The 21,668-nt window shown below is 69.4% G+C and carries 18 protein-coding genes; 4 read left to right on the forward strand and 14 right to left on the reverse strand.

Annotated elements, in window-relative coordinates:
• Positions 1 to 33: 33 nt before the first annotated feature.
• Complete coding sequence (gene glmS / locus M2157_RS30320; RefSeq protein WP_280857800.1) at positions 34 to 1,851, reverse strand: glutamine--fructose-6-phosphate transaminase (isomerizing); 1,818 nt, start codon at positions 1,849 to 1,851, stop codon at positions 34 to 36.
• A 12-nt stretch (positions 1,852 to 1,863) separates the two neighbouring features.
• Positions 1,864 to 2,121 (reverse strand): hypothetical protein, encoded by a 258-nt coding sequence (locus tag M2157_RS30325; protein ID WP_266528077.1) that lies wholly within the window; start codon positions 2,119 to 2,121, stop codon positions 1,864 to 1,866.
• A gap of 165 nt (positions 2,122 to 2,286) precedes the next feature.
• On the opposite strand from M2157_RS30325, the gene M2157_RS30330 reads away from it, so the two are divergent.
• Positions 2,287 to 3,849 (forward strand): metallophosphoesterase family protein, encoded by a 1,563-nt coding sequence (locus M2157_RS30330; RefSeq protein WP_280866757.1) that lies wholly within the window; start codon positions 2,287 to 2,289, stop codon positions 3,847 to 3,849.
• A 236-nt stretch (positions 3,850 to 4,085) separates the two neighbouring features.
• Here the strand turns inward: M2157_RS30330 and M2157_RS30335 are convergent, their stop codons facing one another.
• The 11 genes from M2157_RS30335 to M2157_RS30385 form a co-directional block, all read right to left on the reverse strand.
• The gene (locus M2157_RS30335; protein WP_280857798.1) at positions 4,086 to 4,979 is read right to left on the reverse strand and encodes a DUF4429 domain-containing protein; all 894 of its coding nucleotides are present in this window, start codon (positions 4,977 to 4,979) and stop codon (positions 4,086 to 4,088) included.
• Between the two features lie 177 nt (positions 4,980 to 5,156).
• Entirely contained in the window at positions 5,157 to 6,929 is a 1,773-nt protein-coding gene (locus tag M2157_RS30340) for an IucA/IucC family siderophore biosynthesis protein (protein WP_280866758.1), read from the reverse strand.
• Positions 6,926 to 7,477, reverse strand: a complete 552-nt coding sequence (locus M2157_RS30345) for a GNAT family N-acetyltransferase (protein WP_280866759.1) — start codon at positions 7,475 to 7,477, stop codon at positions 6,926 to 6,928. Before M2157_RS30345 ends, M2157_RS30340 begins: the two co-directional genes overlap by 4 nt.
• The gene (locus M2157_RS30350; RefSeq protein WP_280857795.1) at positions 7,474 to 8,751 is read right to left on the reverse strand and encodes a lysine N(6)-hydroxylase/L-ornithine N(5)-oxygenase family protein; all 1,278 of its coding nucleotides are present in this window, start codon (positions 8,749 to 8,751) and stop codon (positions 7,474 to 7,476) included. Before M2157_RS30350 ends, M2157_RS30345 begins: the two co-directional genes overlap by 4 nt.
• Entirely contained in the window at positions 8,735 to 10,177 is a 1,443-nt protein-coding gene (gene desA / locus M2157_RS30355) for a lysine decarboxylase DesA (protein WP_280866760.1), read from the reverse strand. Before desA ends, M2157_RS30350 begins: the two co-directional genes overlap by 17 nt.
• Before the next feature lie 140 nt (positions 10,178 to 10,317).
• Entirely contained in the window at positions 10,318 to 11,151 is an 834-nt protein-coding gene (locus tag M2157_RS30360) for a siderophore-interacting protein (protein ID WP_280866761.1), read from the reverse strand.
• A gap of 31 nt (positions 11,152 to 11,182) precedes the next feature.
• Positions 11,183 to 12,229: an ABC transporter substrate-binding protein gene (locus M2157_RS30365; RefSeq protein ID WP_280866762.1), complete on the reverse strand. Its 1,047-nt coding sequence runs from the start codon at positions 12,227 to 12,229 to the stop codon at positions 11,183 to 11,185.
• 131 nt (positions 12,230 to 12,360) lie between these two features.
• Positions 12,361 to 13,521 (reverse strand): acyl-CoA dehydrogenase family protein, encoded by a 1,161-nt coding sequence (locus M2157_RS30370; protein ID WP_280857791.1) that lies wholly within the window; start codon positions 13,519 to 13,521, stop codon positions 12,361 to 12,363.
• A 7-nt stretch (positions 13,522 to 13,528) separates the two neighbouring features.
• Positions 13,529 to 14,449, reverse strand: coding sequence for a hydroxymethylglutaryl-CoA lyase (locus M2157_RS30375; protein ID WP_280857790.1), 921 nt, complete (start codon positions 14,447 to 14,449; stop codon positions 13,529 to 13,531).
• A complete protein-coding gene (locus M2157_RS30380) occupies positions 14,446 to 16,368 on the reverse strand; it encodes a biotin carboxylase N-terminal domain-containing protein (RefSeq protein ID WP_280866763.1) in 1,923 nt (640 codons plus the stop codon). Before M2157_RS30380 ends, M2157_RS30375 begins: the two co-directional genes overlap by 4 nt.
• A gap of 6 nt (positions 16,369 to 16,374) precedes the next feature.
• Positions 16,375 to 17,991, reverse strand: a complete 1,617-nt coding sequence (locus M2157_RS30385) for a carboxyl transferase domain-containing protein (RefSeq protein WP_280866764.1) — start codon at positions 17,989 to 17,991, stop codon at positions 16,375 to 16,377.
• Between the two features lie 98 nt (positions 17,992 to 18,089).
• Between M2157_RS30385 and M2157_RS30390 the strand changes: the two genes are divergently transcribed.
• The 3 genes from M2157_RS30390 to M2157_RS30400 all read left to right on the forward strand — a co-directional run bounded on the left by M2157_RS30390 (position 18,090) and on the right by M2157_RS30400 (position 20,858).
• A complete protein-coding gene (locus tag M2157_RS30390; protein WP_280857787.1) occupies positions 18,090 to 18,683 on the forward strand; it encodes a TetR/AcrR family transcriptional regulator in 594 nt (197 codons plus the stop codon).
• Between the two features lie 106 nt (positions 18,684 to 18,789).
• Positions 18,790 to 19,947 (forward strand): acyl-CoA dehydrogenase family protein, encoded by a 1,158-nt coding sequence (locus M2157_RS30395; RefSeq protein WP_266528033.1) that lies wholly within the window; start codon positions 18,790 to 18,792, stop codon positions 19,945 to 19,947.
• Between the two features lie 35 nt (positions 19,948 to 19,982).
• Positions 19,983 to 20,858 (forward strand): acyl-CoA thioesterase II, encoded by an 876-nt coding sequence (locus tag M2157_RS30400; RefSeq protein ID WP_057609661.1) that lies wholly within the window; start codon positions 19,983 to 19,985, stop codon positions 20,856 to 20,858.
• 21 nt (positions 20,859 to 20,879) lie between these two features.
• Here the strand turns inward: M2157_RS30400 and M2157_RS30405 are convergent, their stop codons facing one another.
• Complete coding sequence (locus tag M2157_RS30405; protein ID WP_280866765.1) at positions 20,880 to 21,668, reverse strand: phosphatase; 789 nt, start codon at positions 21,666 to 21,668, stop codon at positions 20,880 to 20,882.

Raw genomic sequence — 21,668 nt, forward strand, 5'->3', positions numbered from 1 at the left:
GGCATCACGTGGGGTCCGTCCCTCTTCGGGGTCCTACTCGACCGTTACCGACTTGGCGAGGTTCCTGGGCTTGTCGATGTCCCGGCCCAGCGCCAAGGCCGTGTGGTACGCGAGGAGTTGGAGGGGGATGCCCATCAGGATGGGGTCCAGTTCGTCCTCGTTCTTCGGGACCACGATCGTCTCGTCGGCCTTCTCCTGGTGCTGGTGGGCGACCGCCAGGATCCTGCCGCTGCGGGCCTTGATCTCCTCCAGGGCGGCGCGGTTCTTCTCCAGGAGGTCGTCGTCGGGGACGATCGCCACCGTCGGCAGGGCCGGCTCGATCAGGGCCAGGGGGCCGTGCTTCAACTCCGAGGCGGGGTAGGCCTCGGCGTGGATGTAGGAGACCTCCTTGAGCTTCAGGGAGGCCTCGCGGGCCACCGGATAGCCCCGCACACGGCCGATGAAGAGCATCGAGCGGGCCTCGGCGTACTGCTCGGCCAGCTTCCTGATGTGCTCCTCCTGCTCCAGCATCTCGGTGATCTGCGCCGGGAGCTTGCGCAGGCCCTCGATGATCCGCTTGCCGTCGCGGACCGAGAGGTCACGGGTGCGGCCCAGGTGGAGGGCGAGGAGGGCGAAGGCCACCGTGGTGTTGGTGAAGCACTTCGTGGAGACGACGCAGACCTCCGGGCCCGCGTGCACGTAGATGCCGCCGTCCGCCTCCCGGGCGATCGCCGAACCGACCACGTTCACCACGCCCAGGACGCGCGCGCCCTTGCGCTTGAGCTCCTGGACGGCCGCGAGGACGTCGTAGGTCTCACCGGACTGCGAGACCGCGATGTAGAGGGTGTCCGGGTCCACGACCGCGTTGCGGTAACGGAACTCCGAGGCGGGCTCCGCGTCCGCGGGGATGCGGGCCAGCTCCTCGATCATCTGGGCACCGATCATGCCCGCGTGGTACGAGGTGCCGCAGCCGAGGATCTTCACGCGGCGGATCTGACGGGCCTCGCGGGCGTCCAGGTTGAGGCCGCCCAGGTGCACGGTGGAGAAGCGGTCGTCGATGCGGCCGCGCAGGACGCGGTCCACGGCGTCGGCCTGCTCGTGGATCTCCTTGTGCATGTAGGTGTCGTGGCCGCCCATGTCGTAGGAGGCGGCCTCCCACTCGACGGTGGTGGGCTCGGCCGTGGTGCGGGTGCCCTCCGTCGTGTAGGTGCGGAAGTCGTCGGCCTTGAGGGTGGCCATCTCGCCGTCGTCCAGTGTCACTATCTGCCGCGTGTGGGCGACCAGTGCGGCGATGTCCGAGGCGACGAACATCTCCTTCTCGCCGATGCCGAGGACGACCGGGGAGCCGTTGCGGGCCACCACGATGCGGTCGCTGAAGTCGGCGTGCATCACGGCGATGCCGTAGGTGCCCTCGATCACCCGCAGGGTGTCGCGGACCTTGTCCTCCAGCTTCTCCGCCTGGGAGCGCGCGATGAGGTGGACGAGGACCTCGGTGTCGGTCTCGGAGAGGAACTCGACACCGTCCGCCTCCAGCTTGCGGCGCAGGTCGGAGGCGTTGTCGATGATGCCGTTGTGGACGACGGCGACCTTGCCCTCGGCGTCCAGGTGCGGGTGGGCGTTCACGTCGGAGGGGGCGCCGTGGGTGGCCCAGCGGGTGTGGGCGATGCCGGTCGTGCCCTTGAAGCGGGCCGGGACCCTGGCCTCCAGGTCACGCACCCGGCCCTTGGCCTTGACCATCTTCAGGCCGGCCGTCTTCGGCGAGGTGACGACTATGCCGGCCGAGTCGTAGCCGCGGTACTCCAGGCGCTGCAGGCCCTCCAGGAGCAGGGGGGCGACATCACGCTTCCCGATGTAACCGACGATTCCGCACATATGTATGTATTCCTAGCCGTAGACGATGCGCCGTAGCTGCCTGAGCGTGAGCTCGGGCGGTGCCACCGCTCGGTATTTCAGATCCGCCTCGATCCGTCCGAAGATCTCCGTGTTCACCAGGCCCTGTGCCTGGAGCTCGCGGTGGCGGCGACGGACGAACTCCACGGTCGTCTCGTCGAAGTAGGCGAGCACGTCCTGGATCACCCGCAGCGCCTCGCCCCGGCTCAGGGGCGTGGACCGCATCAGATGATCAACCAGGTCGTCGTGCACCCGGTAGATCCTGGGGTACCGGGAGCCGTTTCGCAAGAATCCTGCCCGGTATCGGGCAAGGTGCTGTTGATGTTCTTATGGACGTCTGTTCGCAAGCTGTCCATGCTGCGTCTTACACCTCGTTGCTCATGGCGACGAGTTTCAGACGTCATGGACATTCCTCGTATGGGCGTACCCGACCAGCTCGCCGAGCGCATGAGCATGGCCGAGCAGCACGAGTACCTGCGCGCCAGATTCTCCCGGCGCACCATGATCAGGGGCGGCGCCGTCACGCTGGGCGCCGTCGCGGGTGGCGCGTTTGTGCCGGGCGCCGTCGCGCAGGCCGCCGCGCCGACCCAGACCTTCGCCAGTGCCGAGAGCGTCGACGGCGCCTTCGTCGCTCCCTTCGGCCGTCACCTCGCCTACGGCAGCGACCCGCGCACCGAGATGACCGTCTCCTGGCAGGTGCCGGTCGCGGTCAAGAAGCCGTTCATCCGGATCGGCGCCCGCCCCTGGGACCTCTCCCGCAAGATCGAGGCCGAGGTGCGCACCCTGTACACCCCGGCCGGCGTCGGCGCCAGCGGCGATCACACGCAGTACTACGTGCACGCCGAGCTGAGCCGGCTGCGCCCCGGCCAGACCTACTACTACGGTGTCGGCCACCAGGGCTTCGACCCCGCCGAGCCGCACCTGGCCGGCACCCTGGGCACCTTCACCACCGCGCCCGCCCAGAAGAAGCCGTTCACCTTCACGGCCTTCGGCGACCAGGGCGTCAGCTACCACGCGCTGGCCAACGACAGCCTGCTCCTCGGCCAGAACCCGGCCTTCCATCTGCACGCCGGCGACATCGCCTACGCCGACCCGGCCGGGCAGGGCAAGACCTCCGACACGGTCTTCGACTCGCGCACCTGGGACCAGTTCCTCGCCCAGACCGAGTCGGTCGCCAAGTCCGTGCCGTGGATGGTGAGTTTCGGCAACCACGACATGGAGGCCTGGTACTCGCCCAACGGCTACGGCGGCGAGGAGGCCCGCTTCACGCTCCCCGACAACGGGCCGGACAAGGCGCACCTGCCGGGCGTGTACTCCTTCGTCTACGGCAACACGGCGATCATCTCGCTGGACCCGAACGACGTCTCCTTCGAGATCCCGGCCAACCTCGGCATCTCCGGCGGCACCCAGACCACCTGGTTCGAGGGGCAGCTGAAGAAGTACCGGGCCGCGAAGGACATCGACTTCGTCATCGTGTTCTTCCACCACTGCGCCTACTGCACCTCCACCGCGCACGCCTCGGAGGGAGGCGTGCGCCAGGAGTGGGTGCCGCTGTTCGAGAAGTACACGGTGGACCTGGTCATCAACGGCCACAACCACCAGTACGAGCGCACCGACGTCATCAAGGGCGACAAGGTCGCCAAGAAGCTCCCGATCGGTGAGACGGCGTACTCCGAGACCGAGGGGGTCGTCTACGTGACGGCGGGCGCGGCGGGCCGCAGCCTGTACGCGTTCAGCGCGCCGGACTCGTACGAGGGCCACCTCAACGAGCAGGACTCGGTCGCCTCCTTCATCAACACCAAGGACGGCAAGGTCAATGAGACCGTCGCCTGGTCCCGGGTGCGCTACCTCAACTACTCCTTCCTGCGCGTGGACGTGGAACCAGCCGCGCGGGGCCACTACGCCAAGCTGAAGGTGTCGGGCATCGCCGAGACCGGTGACCGCATCGACCACTTCACGGTGGCGCGCAAGGCGAAGTAACCCGCCTGCGCGAAACACCGTCCACCTGATCGGGTAAAATGCACGCCGTGCGTTGCGAGAACCAAGCGCGTACACCGTGCTGATCGAGAGCCAAGACAGCACATGCGCAAGCAAGCTTTGCCGTATCAAACCGGGCTGGTTTCAACCCGGCTGGTGTTGATCGCGGAAGACCTGTCGGGTCGCTGACCCGCAGGCAGCGTGAGCCAGGAATCCCCCTGCTTCAGCTGGGGGAGGATTCAAATCCGCTTGAGGATCGCCTGCTTGGCCATCGTGAACTCCTCGTCCGTCAGGACACCCGTGCGGTGCAGCTCACCGAGCTCGCGCAGCCGGCGCAGGAGGGCATCGTGACCGTCCTCGGCGGAGCCGACCGGAGAAGAAGGCGTTTCCGGTCGTACGTCCCGTGATTTTCGTACGTCGATGGCGGCGGCCCGGGCCGGGTGCGGAAGCCTGGCCTGGACCGCCGCCGCGACCAACGCCATCAGCGGGTCCTTCTTGAAGCCCCACAGCTCCACCGCGTTGGGGTCGTACTTCGGCGGGGCCTTCGTCGGGGCGTGCCGCACGGTGAAGCGCAGGTGGCCGTTCTCCAGGCCGGCCGCGGGCTGCCACTCCACGGCGACGACGTCGGTCAGGGCGAGGGTGCGGGGCCCCGCGGAGGCCTTGGCGTCCTCCGTCTTCCAGTTCCACTCCAGCCGGATGTGCTCGCCGTCGAAGGCGGCGGTGCCGTCACCCGCGGACACGGCGAGGGGGACGGCCGGGCCCGGGAGCAGATACCCGTCCACGGGGTCGGCGGGGACCTGGTCCAGGAGCAGTGCGCTTCGGACCTCGTCCACGAAGTACTCGGCCACGCCGTAGCGGTCCGACTCCACGGTCAGCTGGTAGGGGTCGTGCGGCTCGGTCAGCCGGCCGCCGGTCGCGTGCAGCAGGGGATCGGCGCCGTCGCGCATCCGCAGCCTCAACCGGCCAGTCTTCTTGCCCTGTTCGAAGGAGACGCCCGCCAACGCGCCGAGCGGGACGACGAGTTCACCCAGTTCTCTGCGCAGCAGCCCGACGTTCTTGTCTCGTCCCGGAGTCAGCCGCAGAGCGTCGCCGTCGAAGACCCATGTGCCGTCCTTCTGGAGGATTTCCGCCATGGGGAAATTCTGGCATTCGGGGCTCAGTTGCCCAGCGCCTTGTCCAGGACGTCGTCGAGGGCGAAGCGGGTCGCCGCGCCGGAGGTCCCGGCCGGCAGCATGCGGATCTCGCCGTTCGTGATCCCCACGGCGATGGCGGGCTTGTCCTGGCAGACCAGGGTGAAGGTCTTGTCCGTTCTACAGGCCCGCGATGGGGTTGTTCAGCGTGCCGACCAGCTGGAGCGCGCCCGAGGGGTCCGCCAGGTCCACCATCTGCTTGTTGTTGCGCAGCTGGAGGCGGTTGAGGCAGGACCGGGCGAACTCGGGCGCGAACATGTCGTACTGCCGGAACTTGTCGGCCAGTTCGGGCACCGAGTGCTGGTAGTCGCGGGTGACCTCGGCGACCGTGCGCCAGAAGTCCTCCTCCTCCAGGATTCCCTCGGCGGCGAGGTTCGCGGCGAGGAAGCGGAAGAAGCAGTCGAAGACGTCCGTGAAGATCGACAGCAGCTTCTTGTCGTCGGGGACCTCGACGCGCAGCCGCTCGACCGCCGGCGGCAGCACCGCCTCCGGGTCCATGACGGCGATCTCCTCGGCGATGTCCTTGTAGACCGCCCGCTCGACCACGCCGTCCTTCACGACCAGGACGACGTTCTCGCCGTGCGGCATGAACACCAGGTCGTAGGCGTAGAAGCTGTGCAGGAGCGGGGTGTAGTAGGCGCGGAGGTAGCGGCGCAGCCAGTCGGTCGGGGTGAGTCCCGACCGCTCGATGAGTGCGCCCGCGAAGGACCGGCCCTCGTGGTCGACGTGGACCAGCGAGGCCATGGTGGCGAGCGACTCGCCGTCCTGGAGGGACGGGACCGGGCTCTCGCGCCACAGCGCGGCGAGCATCTTGCGGTACGCCGAGTAGCGGTCGGTGGCGGCCTCGTACTCCAGGTGCCGGTAGCCCACGGCCGCCCGCTCGCGGATGATCGTCAGGCCCGTCGCCTTCAGCACCGGGTCGCCCTCGATCAGTCCGGCGAGCCAGTCGTTGATGGCCGGGGTCGCCTCCATGTACGCGGCCGAAAGTCCGCGCATGAAGCCCATGTTGAGGACGGACAGGGCCGTCTTCACGTAGTGCTTCTCCGGGTTCGAGCGGTTGAAGAAGGTCCGGATGGACTGCTGGGCCAGGTACTCGTCGTCGCCCTCGCCCAGGCAGACCAGCAGCCCGCGGGCGACCTCGGCGGCGAAGGTGACGGTGAGCTTGTTCCACCACTGCCAGGGGTGGACCGGGATGAGCAGGTAGTCGGCCGGGTCGAGGTCCTTGTCGCGCAGGACGCCGTAGAAGCGTTCGACGGTCTCCGCGCCCAGCTCCTGGCGTACGAAGGACTCGTACTCGATGCCGACCCCGGCCGTGAACGCGGCGCGCGAGCGGTGCGCGGCGAGCCAGACCAGGCGGACCGGGCTCGCGGTCTCGGGGGCGTACGAGAGGTACTCGTGGATGCCGAAGCCGAGCCGGCCGTTGTTGGCGACGAAGCAGGGGTGGCCCTCGGTCATGCCGGTCTCGATGTCCTGGAAGGAGCTCCGCGCGAGTTCGGCGACCGGGACCTGCGGCTTGGTGAGCTTGTAGCAGGTGCCAGAGAGGGTGGAGGAGATCTCCTCCAGGTAGACCGGCAGGATCTCGTCGCTCAGGCCCAGGGTCTGCTTCAGCTCGATGAAGAAGTCCAGGGCGGCGAGGGGGAGTTCGGCGCCGTCGCGGTGGCGGGTGATCGAGTCGGCGTCGATCTGCCAGTGGTCGAGGGCGCGGCGGACGGCCGTGAAGTCGTAGCGGGTGAGGCCGTCGTCGCTGCGGACGACGTACTGGCCGCGGTCCGTCTCCTCGGGCTCGATCAGCCGCTCGTGCGCGAACTCGGCGAGGCCCTTGCGGATCAGCAGGCGGTTGGCGGTCTCCCAGCGCTCGGGGGAGAGGTGGGCCACGGCGTCGGCGAGGCTCATGCGGTCACCCCCGTCGCCGCCAAGCTGTGCTGAATTTCAAAGAATTGATCCCGTGTGCAGAAGCTCAGCAGGGCCATTTTCTCCGGCTTCCGGATCTCTCGCTCGGGCACGAACCCGACGGCTTCGTTCAGGGCGTGGACGGCCGTGTTGGACACGTCCGGCTCGACGACGACCCGCTCGACGGCCGGGTCCTCGAAGAGGTGGGCCATCACCGCGGTGATGACGGACCGGGTGAAGCCGCGGACGGGGGTGTCGGTCGCCGGGGTGAGGAAGTGCATGCCGACATCGCCCGGCCGCGGCTCGTACAGGCCGACGAGTTCGCGGTGGGCGGGGTCGTACTTCTCCATCAGGAAGGCGGGGACGCCGTCCTCGTCGAGGCCGAGCAGCGCGTGGTGGTGCTCGTCGGCGGCGATGTCCATGTAGGCGCGCTCGACGTCGACCAGCGTGGCGTCCTGCATCATCCAGTAGGCCGCCTTGGGGTGGGTGACCCAGGAGTGCAGGAGCTCGGCGTCCTTCAGGGGGTCGAGCGGGCGGAACGTGAAGGTCATACGGAGAACTCCTGGAAGGCGATCGACTTCTCGACCGGGTAGTACTCGGTGCCGAGCAGCTCACGGATGATGCAGCTGTTGCGGTAGGCACCCATGCCCAGGTCGGGGCTGGTGATGCTGTGGGTGTGGACGCCGGCGTTCTGGAGGAATACGCCTCTGCCCGTCACGTCGATCGCGTAGTTGCGGGCCACGTCGAAGTTGCCGTGGGAGTCGTAGACCAGGCGGTCCCTGACGGGGCTCAGGAACTCCGGCTCGGCGTACTGGTAGCCGGTGGCCAAAACCAGGCCCTGCGACTCCAGCTCGAAGTCCTTCTGCTGCTCCTCCTGGCGGAAGGACAGGGTGTACGTGCCGTTCTCGTAACGTGCCCCGTTCAACGAGGAGTTGGTGAGCAGGCGGGTGGGGACCGGGCCGCCGAGGTTCTTCTGGTAGAGCAGGTCGAAGATCTCGTTGATCAGGTCTCCGTCGATCCCCTTGAACAGGCCCTTCTGCTCGGCGGTGAGCCGGTAGCGGGTGGCCTCGGGGAGCTCGCGGTAGTAGTCGATGTACTCCGGGGAGGTCATCTCCAGCGTGAGCTTGGTGTATTCGAGGGGGAAGAAGCGCGGGGAGCGGGTGACCCAGTTCAGCCGGTAGCCGTGGACGTCGATCTCGCCGAGCAGGTCGTAGTAGATCTCGGCGGCGGACTGCCCGGAGCCGACGATCGTGATCGACTCCTTCTTCTGGAGCTCCGACCTGTTCTGCACATAGCGGGAGTTGTGGAAGAAGTCGCCGCCCAGGCCGCGGACCGCCTCCGGGTAGTGCGGGGAGGTGCCGGTGCCGAGGACCAGGCGCCGGGCGCGGTAGGTGTCACCGGCCCCGGTCGTCACGACGTACAGACCGTCCTCGTAGCGGACGTCCGTCACCGTCGTGCTGAAGCGGACGTTGCTCAGCTTGTTCGCGGCCCAGCGGCAGTAGTCGTCGTACTCCACCCGCAGCGGATAGAAGTTCTCGCGGATGTAGAACGAGTAGAGCCGGCCCTTCTCCTTCAGGTAGTTGAGGAAGGAGTACGGCGAGGTCGGGTCGGCGAGGGTGACCAGGTCCGACATGAACGGGGTCTGGAGGTGGGCGCCGTCCAGGAACATGCCGGCGTGCCACTCGAAGTCGGGCTTCGAGTCCAGGAAGATCCCGTCGAGCTCGTCGATGGGCTCGGTCAGACAGGCCAGGCCGAGGTTGAAGGGCCCGAGCCCGATGCCCACGACGTCGTAGGTCTTCTTCGTGGGTTCAGGAAGCGCGTTCAAGGGACTCTCCCAGGTACTGCTCGGCGTGGCCGGCGATCAGGTCGAGGACGACGGACATGTCCTCGACCGTCGTCTCGGGGTTGAGCAGGGTGAACTTCAGGTAGTGACGGCCGCTCACCTTGGTGCCCGCGACCACCGCGTCGCCGGAGGCGAACAGGGCCTTGCGGGCGTACAGGTTGGCGCGGTCGATCTCGGCCGGGTCGGTGACGGCGGCCGGGATGTAGCGGAAGACGAGCGTGGAGAGCGAGGGTGCGACCACGACGTCGAAGCGGGGGTCGGCGGCGAGCAGTTTCCAGCCCTCGACCGCGAGGTCGCACACCTCGTCGAAGAGCTGCCCGATGCCGTCGGCGCCCATCACGCGCAGGGTCATCCACAGCTTGAGCGCGTCGAAGCGGCGGGTGGTCTGGAGGGACTTGTCCACCTGGTTGGGGATACGTTCCTGCACCATGCGGCGCGGGTTGAGGTACTCCGCGTGGTACGTGGCGTGCCGCAGCGTCGAGGAGTCCCGTACCAGCACGGCGGACGAACTCACCGGCTGGAAGAAGGACTTGTGGTAGTCCACGGTGACCGAGTCGGCGCGCTCGATGCCGTCGATGCGGTCCCGGTACTTGACGGAGGCGAGCAGCCCGCAGCCGTAGGCCGCGTCCACATGCATCCAGGCGCCGTACTGCTCGCACAGCTCGGCGATCTCGGGCAGCGGGTCGATGGAACCGAAGTCGGTGGTGCCCGCGGTGGCGACGACGGCCATCGGGACCAGGCCGTCGCGACGGCAGCGCTCCAGCTCACGGGCGAGGGCGACGGTCTGCATGCGCTTGTCGTGGTCGACGGGGACGCAGACCACGGAGTCCTGGCCGAGTCCGAGGAGCTTGGCCGACTTCTTCACGCTGAAGTGACTGACCTCGGAGGCGAAGATGCGCAGTTCGGCCGTCGTGTCCGTCTTGGCTTCCTCGCGGGCGAGCAGCAGCGCCTGCAGGTTGGACTGCGTCCCGCCCGAGGTGAACACACCGTCCGCGTTCTCGCCGAGGCCGATGCGCGCGGTCGTCCAGTCGATCAGCTTGCGTTCGATGAGGGTGCCGCCGGCCGACTGGTCCCAGGTGTCCAGGGAGGAGTTGACGGCCGAGAGGATGGCCTCGCCGAGCACGGCCGGGATGACGACCGGGCAGTTGAGGTGGGCGAGGTAGCGGGGGTGGTGGAAGTAGATCGCGTCGCGGAGGTAGACGTCCTCCAGCTCGTCGAGCACCGCTGCCGTGTCCAGCAGCGGCTTGTCGAGGTCGATCTCGTCGATGCGGGGAGTGAGGGCGTCGACGGTGATTCCGGTGAACGGCCTTGTGGTGGTGGCGAGTTTGGCCGCCACCCGCTCGATTCCTTCGGTCACGGAGCGGCGGTAGCTCTCCGCGGTCGTGTCATTGAGCAGGTGCGAGCGCATGTAGGGGCCCTCCGGTGGGGAAATCCGTGCGGGACGGGGCAGGAGCGGGGCGGAACCCCGGGTTCAACTTAGGTAAGCCTAACCTAATTAACGCGGGCTCAAGCCTGCCTCAGCCGTGACTGGCGTCACGTGGACGGGAGTTACTCGGCCGCCCGCAGCTGCTCCTCGGTCATCCCCTGCCGCCAGTACCCCACGAAGGTGACCCGGCGCCGGTCGATCCCGCGCTCCCGCACGAAGTGCCGCCGCAGCTCCTTCACGCAGCCGGACTCGCCCGCGATCCAGACGTACGGCCGCTCGGCGTCCGGCAGTCGGGCATCCCGGAGGGCGCCGAGGGCCATGGGGGAGCACTTGCTGCCGGTCTCTTCGGCCACGAGCCAGGTGATCTCGGCGTCCGCCTCGGTCGCGAGGTCCTGGATGTCCCCGGCGTCACGCACCTCCAGCCAGACGCGGGCGCGCTGCCCGGCGGGGAGGGCTTCGAGGATCGCGGAGACGGCGGGCAGTGCTGTCCCGTCGCCCCACAGCAGCACCAGATCGGTGTCCTCCGGCGGCCGGAACCGGATCGCCCGGTTGTCGGCGACGGCGGGCCCGAGCAACTGGACCTTGTCACCGGCGCAGGCGCGCGCGGCCCACCGGGAGGCGGGCCCGGCGGGCTCGTGCAGCACGAAGTCGATGTCGATCTCGTCGGGGTTCCGACGGAGCGAGCGCAGCGTGTACGACCGCATCACGGCCCGTACGTCGTCGGGGAGTTCACGCCACGCCTGCCACCATCCGTCGCCGAGCTCGACGGGCACTCCGGGCTCGGTACGGCCTTCGGCGGGGAGGAAGAGGGACAGCGACTGATCGCGTCCGTCGGAGAGGAAGTGCCGGAGGTCCTCGCCGGTGAAGCTGACCCGCACGAGAGACGGCCCGAGCCGCCTCGTCCGTACGACCTGGAGGGAGAAGAAACGGAACGGGGCGGCTACGGCCGTGGTCATGTGAGGCTCCTGGGGCTCAGGAAGTACGAGGTCAGCTGACCTTCTTCGCGGTCTCGATCGCCTTCGCGAGGTTCTCCACCATCGCCACGCACTTGTCGTACGACGGAATCGGCTCGGGGGAACGCGAGATGACCTGCCCCGCCTTCACCGCGGGCAGCTTCTTCCAGGTCGCCTCGGTGATGTCGGCCGGCTGGATCGTCGCCGTACGGTCGTCCATCATGATGATGTCGGCCGCGTACTTGTCGACGTTCTCCCAGCTCAGCGACTCGTACCAGCCGCCGGAGGCCTTGAGTACGGACGCCGGGGGCTCCACGAAGTTCACGCCGAGCGCCTTGAAGTACTCCAGGTCGATGGACAGGTTGGTGCCGGAGACGTAGAAGACGTCCTGCGCCGCGGACCCGGCGAGCACCTTGATGTCGGGGTGGGCCTTGGCGGCGGTGCGCAGCCGCTCCGACGCCGCTTCGAACCGCTTCTTCGCGTCGGTGACCTTCGCCGCCGTCATGTCGGCGCCGAGGGACTCGGCCAGCTCCCACACCCGCTGGAGCGGCGTGGTGATCTGGCGGTCGTACACGGAGACGGCCACGCTCGGCGCCAGCTTGGCGATCTTGGACGCGGAGGCCGCGGGGACGTACCAGAGGGTGCCGGCGCTGTCGAAGGTCGTGGTGATGAGGACCTCGGGCGCGAAGGCCGCGTACTGCTCGACGTTGAACTGGTCCCAGACGTTGCCGAAGACCGTCAGCTTGCTGACGTCCATGTCGCCGGCCTGGACATCGGCCTTGCCGTCCTTGGTCTTGGTGGGGCCGAAGACGCCCTTGACCTCGATGCCGTAGTCGTGGAGCGCGGCGGCGACGCCGACGAAGGCGACGATCTTCGTGGGGACCTTGTCGAGCTTCACGGTCGTGCCGCGGTCGTCCTTGAAGGTCCAGGGTCCGGACTTCGCGGCCGTGGTCTCCTTGCTCGAGCCCTCGCTGCTGGAGTCGTCGTCACCGCAGGCCGCGAGCACGGCGCCGAGGCCGAGTGCGCCGCCCGCGGCGAGGATGCCACGGCGGGTGAGATGGGCGGCTCGTGCATTGGACATGTGTGGCTGCTTTCGAACGGGGCGAAGCGCCCGCCGGACAAGTTCGAATGTAGGTTAGCCTAACCTCATTAGATGTCCAGTGGACGGGGGTGCCGCCCCGTCGAAGCTGTGGGTGCCCTGTGGTCTGCGGTTTAACCCGGCAGCCCCAACTCCCGTGCGATCAGCATCCGCTGGACCTCGCTGGTGCCCTCGCCGATCTCCAGGATCTTGGAATCGCGCCACATGCGGGCGACCGGGTACTCGTTCATGAAGCCGTAGCCGCCGTGGATCTGCGTGGCGTCACGGGCGTTGTCCACGGCGATCGTTGAGGAGTACAGCTTGGCGAGGGCCGCCTCCTTCTTGAAGGGCTCGCCGGTGACCAGCCGCGAGGCCGCGTCCCGCCAGGCGAGCCGGGCCGTGTGAGCCTTCATCTCCATGTCGGCGATCTTGAACTGGATCGCCTGGTTGGCGCCGATGGGCCGCCCGAACGCCTCCCGCTCCTTCGCGTACTTCACCGACTCGTCCACACAGCCCTGCGCGAGCCCGGTCGCCAGGGCCGCGATGGCGATCCGGCCCTCGTCGAGGATGCGCAGGAACTGGGCGTAGCCGCGCCCCTGTTCGCCCAGCAGGTTCGCCGCCGGGACCCGGACGTCGGAGAAGGACAGCTCACGGGTGTCGGAGGCGTTCCAGCCGACCTTCGAGTACGGCGCCGCGACCGTGAAGCCCGCAGTGCCCGAGGGGACGATGATCGAGGAGATCAGCGGCTTGCCGTCCGGCTTGCGCCCGGTGACGGCGGTGACGGTGACCAGGCCCGTGATGTCGGTGCCGGAGTTGGTGATGAAGCACTTGGTGCCGTTGATGACCCATTCGTCGGTGTCCGGGTCGAGGCGGGCCGTCGTACGGGTCGCCCCGGCGTCGCTGCCGCCGTCCGGTTCCGTGAGGCCGAACGCGCCCAGGATCTCGCCCGAGCACAGCCGGGGCAGCCACTCGCGCTTCTGCTCCTCCGTGCCGAACAGGTGCAGGGGCATGGCGCCGAGGGAGACGCCGGCCTCCAGCGTGATGGCCACCGACGAGTCCACGCGCGCGAGTTCCTCCAGCACGAGGCCCAGCGCCAGGTAGTCGCCGCCCATACCGCCGTACTCCTCGGGGAACGGCAGCCCGAACAGGCCCATGCGGCCCATCTCGCGGACGATCTCGTACGGGAACTCGTGGTGCTCGTAGTACTCGCCGATCTTCGGCGCCACTACGTCATGGGCGAACTCCTCGACCGTACGGCGGAGTTCTTCCAGCTCGGGGGAGAGGCGGTGGTCCATCGGTGGTTCACTCCTGGTGGGAGAGGGCGCGGACGGTACGGGACGGGCTGGGTCGGCCCAGGTGTTCGGCCATCCACACGCTGGTGGCGACGAGGCGGCCGAGGTCGACGCCGGTGTCGATGCCGAGGCCCTGCAGCATCCACACGAGGTCTTCGGTGGCGAGGTTGCCGGTGGCGGACTTGGCGTACGGGCAGCCGCCGAGGCCGCCCGCGGAGGCGTCCACGGTGGTGACGCCGTGCTGGAGGGCGGCGTGGGTGTTGGCGAGGGCCTGGCCGTAGGTGTCGTGGAAGTGCACGCCCAACCTGTCGACGGGGACGTCGAGTTCGGTCAGCAGGGCCCGTACGTGCCCCGGAGTCGCCACCCCGATCGTGTCGCCGAGGCTGAGCTCGTCGCACCCCATGTCGATCAGGGCACGGCAGACCTTGGTGACCTGAGGGATCGGGACGGCGCCCTCCCACGGGTCGCCGAAGCACATCGACAGATAACCGCGGACATGGACGCCCTCTGCCTTCGCCCTGCCGACGACGGGTTCGAACATCGCCAGTGCCTCGTCCACCGTGCGGTTGAGGTTGGCCTTGGCGAAGGACTCGGTGGCGCTGGCGAACACGGCGACCCGGCGGGCTCCGAGGGCCAGCGCGCGGTCCAGGCCGCGTTCGTTCGGGACGAGCACCGGGAGGGCCGCGGGCAGGTCGGCGATCTGCGGGAACAGCTGCTCGGCGTCGGCGAGTTGGGGCACCCACTTGGGGTGGACGAAGCTGGTGGCCTCGATCGTCGTGAGACCCGCGTCGGCGAGGCGGCGCACGAACTCCGCCTTGACCTCGGTGGGCACGGTCGACTTCTCGTTCTGCAAGCCGTCGCGGGCGCCGACTTCGTGGATACGGACGCGGGCCGGCAGGCCGGGCTCGGGAACGGTCATGGGCAGGGTCACTGCGCCACCTCCTCGTGCGGTGCGATCACGGCCAGCACCTGGTCCATGGCGACGGTCGTGCCCGCCGTGACGTCCAGCTCGGCGACCGTGCCGGCGTGGGGGGCGGAGATGACGTGCTCCATCTTCATCGCCTCGACGACGAGCAGACTCTGACCGGCGGCCACCTCGTCCCCGACCGCCACCTTCACGACGGTCACCGTGCCGGGCATGGGGGCGGTGAGGGAGTCGGCGCCGGCGTGGCCACCGCGGGTGAGGGACGCGGCCACCGGGTCGTGGTCGCGCACCTGCCAGGCGTCGCCGTCACGGCCCAACCAGTCACCGCCGCGGTGGAAGGTGTGGCGGACGCCGTCGAGGGTGACGGTGACCTGGTCGTCGGTGACGGTGTGGGTACCGCGGCTCCGGTGAGTGACCGGTTCGAGTCCCGTCACCCGCAGCGGGAACCCGACGGGCTTCCCGAGGCCCCCCATCCGCCAGCCGCTCGGCACCGAGAACGGGTCGGTCCAGCCGTCGCCCCGCGGCCGCAGCGCTTCGAGCCGTACGGCCGCCGCGGCCTCGTACACCTCCTCCGGTACGTCCGTGGAGACCAGGTCGTCCACCACGCGCTCGACGAGCCCGGTGTCCAGCTCGCCCGCGACCACCGCCGGATGGGCCAGCAGCCGCCGCAGGAACCCCGCGTTGGTCTGCACGCCCAGCGTCACCGTCCGTGCGAGGGCCGCCCGGAGCTTCCTGAGCGCCGTCGCGCGGTCCGGGCCGTACGCGATGACCTTGGACAGCATCGGGTCGTACAGGCTGCCGACCTCCGTGCCCTCGCTGAGCCCGGAGTCGGTGCGCACGCCGTCGCCGTCGGGCTCGTGGAGGCGGAGCACCATGCCGCCGGACGGCAGGAACCCACGGGACGGGTCCTCGGCGCAGACGCGGGCCTCGACGGCGTGCCCGGTCAGCCGGACCTCCTCCTGCCCGTACGGCAGTCGCTCGCCCGCCGCCACCCGAAGCTGCCACTCCACCAGGTCCAGGCCGGTGATCAGCTCGGTGACCGGGTGCTCCACCTGGAGACGGGTGTTCATCTCCATGAAGTAGTACGACGACGGGTCGTCGCCCGGGACGATGAACTCCACGGTGCCCGCGCCCCGGTAGCCGCAGGAGCGGGCCGCCTCGACCGCGGCCTCGCCCATCGACGCGCGCGTGCCCTCGTCCAGGAGGACACTGGGCGCCTCCTCGATGATCTTCTGGTGCCGGCGCTGGAGGGAGCACTCGCGCTCGCCGAGATGGATCACGTTCCCGTGGCCGTCCGCCAGCACCTGGATCTCGATGTGCCGGGGCCGGTCGACCCACCGTTCCACGAGCAGGGTGTCGTCGCCGAAGGAGGCACGGGCCTCGCGGCGGGCGGCGGCGATCTCCTCTTCCAGGACCGTGAGGTCCCGGACCAGCCGCATGCCCTTGCCGCCGCCGCCCGCGCTGGGCTTCAGCAGCACGGGCGCGCCCAACGCGCGCGCGGCCTCGGCGAGATCGGGGTCACGGCCGCCGGGCACCACCGGCACCCCGGCCGCCTCCACGGTCTCCTTGGCGCGGATCTTGTCACCCATCAGCGCGATGGAGTCCGCCGTCGGCCCGATGAAGACCAGCCCGGCGTCGGCGCACGCGCGCGCGAAGGCCGCGTTCTCCGCGAGGAAGCCGTATCCGGGGTGGACGGCCTGGGCGCCGCTGCGGGCGGCCGCCTCCAGGAGCCGCTCGACGGACAGATAGCTCTCCGAGGCCGGCGCCGGGCCCAGTCGTACCGCTGTGTCCGCCTCCCGGACGTGCCGCGCGTCGGCGTCCGCGTCGGAGAAGACGGCCACGGAGCGCACGCCCATGGCGCGCAGGGTGCGGATGACGCGGACCGCGATCTCGCCCCGGTTGGCGACAAGCACTGTGTCAAACATGGGTCCTCACATCCGGAAGACGCCGAACTGGGGGTCGCCCAGTGGCGCGTTGGCGCATGCGGTCAGGGCCAGGCCGAGCACCTGCCGGGTGTCGAGCGGGTCGATGACCCCGTCGTCCCAGAGGCGGGCGGTGGCGTAGTAGGCGTTGCCCTGGCGCTCGTACTGGGCGCGGATCGGGTCCTTGAAGGTCTCTTCGTCCTCGGCGGCCCAGGCCTCCCCGCGGGCCTCCAACTGGTCCCGCTTGACGGTCGCGAGGACCGACGCGGCCTGTTCGCCGCCCATGACGGAGATCTTGGCGTTGGGCCACATCCACAGGAAGCGGGGGGAGTAGGCCCGGCCGCACATGGAGTAGTTCCCGGCGCCGTACGAACCGCCGACGACCACGGTCAGCTTGGGCACGCGCGTGCAGGCGACCGCGGTCACCATCTTGGCGCCGTGCTTGGCGATGCCGCCCGCCTCGTAGTCCTTGCCGACCATGAAGCCGGAGATGTTCTGGAGGAACAGCAGCGGGATGCCGCGCTGGTCGCACAGCTCGATGAAGTGGGCGCCCTTCTGGGCCGATTCGGAGAACAGGATGCCGTTGTTGGCGACGATCCCGACCGGGTGGCCGTGGATCCGGGCGAAACCGGTGACCAGGGTCTGCCCGAACTCGGCCTTGAACTCGGCGAACCGGGAGCCGTCGGCGATGCGCGCGATGATCTCGCGTACGTCGTAGGGGGTGCGGGAGTCGGTGGGGACGGCGCCGTAGAGGCCGTAGGGGTCGACCTTGGGCTCCACGGCGGGCCGGACGGTCCAGGGCAGCTCCCCGCGCGCGGGGAGCGTGGCGGCGATGTTCCGCACGATCCTCAGGGCGTGGGCGTCGTCCTCGGCGAGGTGGTCGGTGACGCCGGAGATCCGGGAGTGCACCTCGCCGCCGCCGAGCTCCTCCGCGGTGACGACCTCGCCGGTGGCGGCCTTCACGAGGGGAGGGCCGCCGAGGAAGATCGTGCCCTGGTTCCGGACGATGACGGCTTCGTCGCTCATGGCGGGGACGTAGGCGCCCCCGGCCGTGCACGAGCCGAGCACGGCGGCGATCTGCGGGATGCCCGCGCCGGACATCCTGGCCTGGTTGTAGAAGATCCGCCCGAAGTGCTCGCGGTCCGGGAAGACCTCGTCCTGCATGGGCAGGAAGGCGCCGCCGGAGTCGACGAGGTAGATGCAGGGGAGGCGGTTGTCGAGGGCGACCTCCTGCGCGCGCAGGTGCTTCTTCACCGTCATCGGGTAGTACGTGCCGCCCTTGACGGTGGCGTCATTGGCGACGACGACGCACTCCCGCCCGCTCACCCTGCCGATCCCGGCGATGACCCCGGCGGCCGGGGCCTGTCCGTCGTACAAGCCGTCGGCGGCGAGCGGAGCGAGCTCCAGGAAGGGCGAGCCGGGATCGAGGAGGGCGTCCACCCGGTCCCGGGGCAACAGCTTCCCGCGCGCGGTGTGCCGCTCGCGCGCCTTCTCCCCGCCGCCCAGCCGGGCCGCGGCGAGCTTGTCCCGCAGCTCGTCAACGAGTGCCCGGTGGGCCGCCTCGTTGGCCTGCCAGGCCTCCGACGCGGGGTCCGCCGCGCTCGTCAGCTCGGGTGCCTGATCCATGTCCCGCGGTTCCCCTCACCCAGTGATCGCCTGTTAATGAGCGTTAACCATTTCCTTCAGGTTAACGACCGCTAACCTCCCTGTCTAGAATTGCTTCCATGGCGACGAGAACCGACGCACCCACCCGCCGCGAGCAGATCCTCAAGGAGGCCGCGCGGCTGTTCGCCGAGCGTGGGTTCCACGGCGTGGGCGTGGACGAGATAGGCGCGGCGGTCGGCATCAGCGGGCCCGGCCTCTACCGGCACTTCGCGGGCAAGGACGCGATGCTGGCGGAGTTGCTGGTGGGGATCAGCGGGCAGCTGCTGACGGGGGCGAAGCGACGGCTGGCGGAGTCGGACGGCACGCCCGCCGAGGCGGTCCTCGACTCGCTCATCGAGGGGCACATCGACTTCGCGCTCGACGACCGCCCCCTGATCACCCTGCACGACCGCGAGCTGGACCGCCTCCGGGACAGCGACCGCAAGCTGGTCCGGCAGCTGCAGCGGCAGTACGTGGAGCTGTGGGTGGAGATCCTGCGCGAGGTCCACCCCGGCCTCCCCGAACCCGCCGCCCGCTCGGCCGTGCACTCCGTCTTCGGGCTCCTGAACTCCACCCCGCACCTGGGCCGCCCCGGCTCGCTCCCGGGTCGCGGCGCCACCGCGGAGCTGCTGCACCGCATGGCGAAGGGGGCGTTCGCGGCCGCGGCGGCGTGACGAGCGTTACGGGATCACCTCTGGACGCCCCTCCTTACCGGCCGGTACCTTAGTTCTGAGCAAGCGCTTAGACATGGACCCTTTCAGTCAGGTGGAGGTGGCGGCGGTGCGCCGTACGGTGTTCAACGAGGACCACGAGGCGTTCCGGGAGACCCTGCGGGCCTTCATCGAGGCCGAGGTCGTCCCGGTCTACGACGAGTGGTTCGCGGCCGGTCAGGCGCCGCGCGACTTCTACTACAAGCTCGCCGAGCTCGGTGTCTTCGGCATCCGCGTGGACGAGGAGTTCGGCGGCGCCGGCATCGACTCGTACAAGTTCGAAGCCGTGATGTACGAGGAGACCGCCCGCGCCGGCGTGCAGTTCGGCGGCTCCGGTGTGCACGTCCTGCTCGGACTGCCGTACATCAAGATGCTCGCGACCGACGAGCAGAAGAAGCGGTTCCTGCCCAAGTTCGTCTCCGCCGAGGAGATGTGGGCCCTCGCGATGACCGAGCCGGGCACCGGCTCCGACCTCGCGGGCATGAAGACCACCGCCAAGCTCTCCGAGGACGGCACGCACTACGTCCTCAACGGCTCCAAGACCTTCATCACCGGTGGCGTCCACGCCGACCGCGTGATCGTCTGCGCCCGCACCTCCGCGCCCACCGCCGAGGACCGCCGGCACGGCATCTCCCTCTTCGCCGTTGACACCAAGTCCGAGGGCTACTCCATCGGCCGCAAGCTGGACAAGCTCGGCCTGAAGACCTCCGACACCGCCGAGCTCGCTTTCGTCGACGTCAAGGTCCCCGTCGAGGACCTCCTCGGCGAGGAGAACAAGGGCTTCTACTACCTCGGCCACAACCTCGCCTCCGAGCGCTGGGGCATCGCCTTCGGCGCCTACGCGCAGGCCAAGGCCGCCGTCCGGTTCGCCAAGGAGTACGTCCAGGAGCGCACCGTCTTCGGCAAGTCGGTCGCGTCCTTCCAGAACACCAAGTTCGAGCTGGCCGCCTGCCAGGCCGAGGTCGACGCGGCCGAGGCCGTCGCCGACCGCGCCCTCGAGGCCCTCGACGCCGGCGAGCTCACCCCCGCCGAGGCCGCCTCCGCCAAGCTGTTCTGCACCGAGGTCGCCCACCGCGTCATCGACCGCTGCCTCCAGCTGCACGGCGGCTACGGCTTCATGAACGAGTACCCGATCGCCCGCCTGTACGCGGACAACCGCGTCAACCGCATCTACGGCGGCACCAGCGAGATCATGAAGACGATCATCGCGAAGGACATGGGTCTGTAAGGTCCCGGAAATTACTGACCAGTAGAAATGGCTTCATGAGCCAGGCACTTCAGGATCTCCTCGATCTGCTCGACCTCGAGCAGATCGAGGAGAACATCTTCCGCGGCCACTCCCGCGCCGCCGTCGTCCCCCGTGTATTCGGCGGGCAGGTCGCGGCGCAGGCGCTGGTCGCCGCCGGGCGGACGGTCCCCGAGGACCGGCTCGCCCACTCCCTGCACGCGTACTTCCTGCGCCCCGGCGACCCCGGCGCGCCGATCGTCTACACCGTCGACCGCATGAACGACGGCCGGTCCTTCACCGCCCGCAGGGTCCTCGCCGTCCAGCACGGCCAGCCGATCTTCGCCCTCTCCGCCTCCTTCCAGCGGCACGAAGAGGGCTTCGACCACCAGGCCGCCATGCCCGCGGCCCCCGACCCGGCCACGCTGCCCACCTCCGCGGACCGGCTGCGGGGCTACGACCACCTGGACCCGGCGGTCGTGGAGCGCTTCCTGGAGGCCCGCGAGGCGATCGACCTGCGCTACGCCGACGACCCGCCGTACGGAAAGTTCGGCGAGCCGCGCGAACCGCACTCCCAGGTCTGGTTCCGCACCAACGGCAAGCTCGGCGGTGCTGTTGACGAACCGCTGCTCCACGTCGTCCTCGCCACGTACGTCTCCGACATGACGCTCCTCGACTCGATCCTCCTCGCGCACGGCCGCGGCGGCTGGGCCGTCGGTGACGTCGTCGGAGCCTCGCTCGACCACGCGATGTGGTTCCACCGCCCCTTCCGCGCGGACGAGTGGCTCCTGTACGACCAGGAGTCCCCGTCGGCCCAGGGCGGCCGCGGCCTCGGCCAGGCCCGCATCTACACGCAGGACGGCCGGCTGGCCATCTCGGTGATCCAGGAGGGCGTGGTCCGCGCGCCCAGGTGACGGCCCCCCCGGGGCCCGCGTCTAGGCCAGGCCCGCTTCGGCCAGCAGGTACGCCGTCATCGGGTCGTAGTAGCGCGGGCTCACCACATGGTCGTCCAGCGGCACGGTCACCTGGACCGTCCCCTCGGCCTCCGCCAGGAACAGTGCCGGGTCGTTGGAGTCGGCGTAGCCCACCGAGTCCACGCCGTGCTGTCCGGCGTAGCCCGCCCAGCCGTGGTCGGCGACGACCAGGTCGGGCAGCGGACGGCCCTCCCGCTCCAGGGCCGTGAGGATGGCCTTCATCGGGTCGCCGGAGTGCGTGTGCCACAGCGTGGCGCCGTGCTCCAGGACCGCCACGTCCGCGAACTGCATGACGTATCCCTCGTCCGTCTGCAGCCCGTCCGGGATGACCACGATCTCGCAGCCGGCCGTGCGCAGCGCGGCGGCCGTGGCGTGGTGCACGTCCAGCATGCCGCCGGGGTGGCCGGTGGCGAACAGCACCCGCTGCTGTCCGTCCGCCGCCTTGCGCAACCGGGCCGCCATGCGCTCCAGGCCCCCGACGGTCAGCTCGGGGTCGATGGTGTCCTGGCCGTACCGGTACTCCGGGTCGTCGTTGACCCCCACCCGCTCCGCCATCACCGCGAGCACGTCCTGCTCGTCACTCCAGCGGTCCCCGAGCTCCAGGCCGAACCAGTAGTGGCGGTTGCCGTTCGCCAGCTGGCGGTAGTGGGAGAGGTTGTTCTCACGCGGGGTGGCGACCTCACCCGCGATACGGGTCTTCACAAGGTGGTCGACGAGCTCGGCGCGGCTGGGTGTCCCGGGTATCGGCAT

The sequence above is a fragment of the Streptomyces sp. SAI-127 genome (assembly GCF_029894425.1).
Taxonomy (GTDB): domain Bacteria; phylum Actinomycetota; class Actinomycetes; order Streptomycetales; family Streptomycetaceae; genus Streptomyces.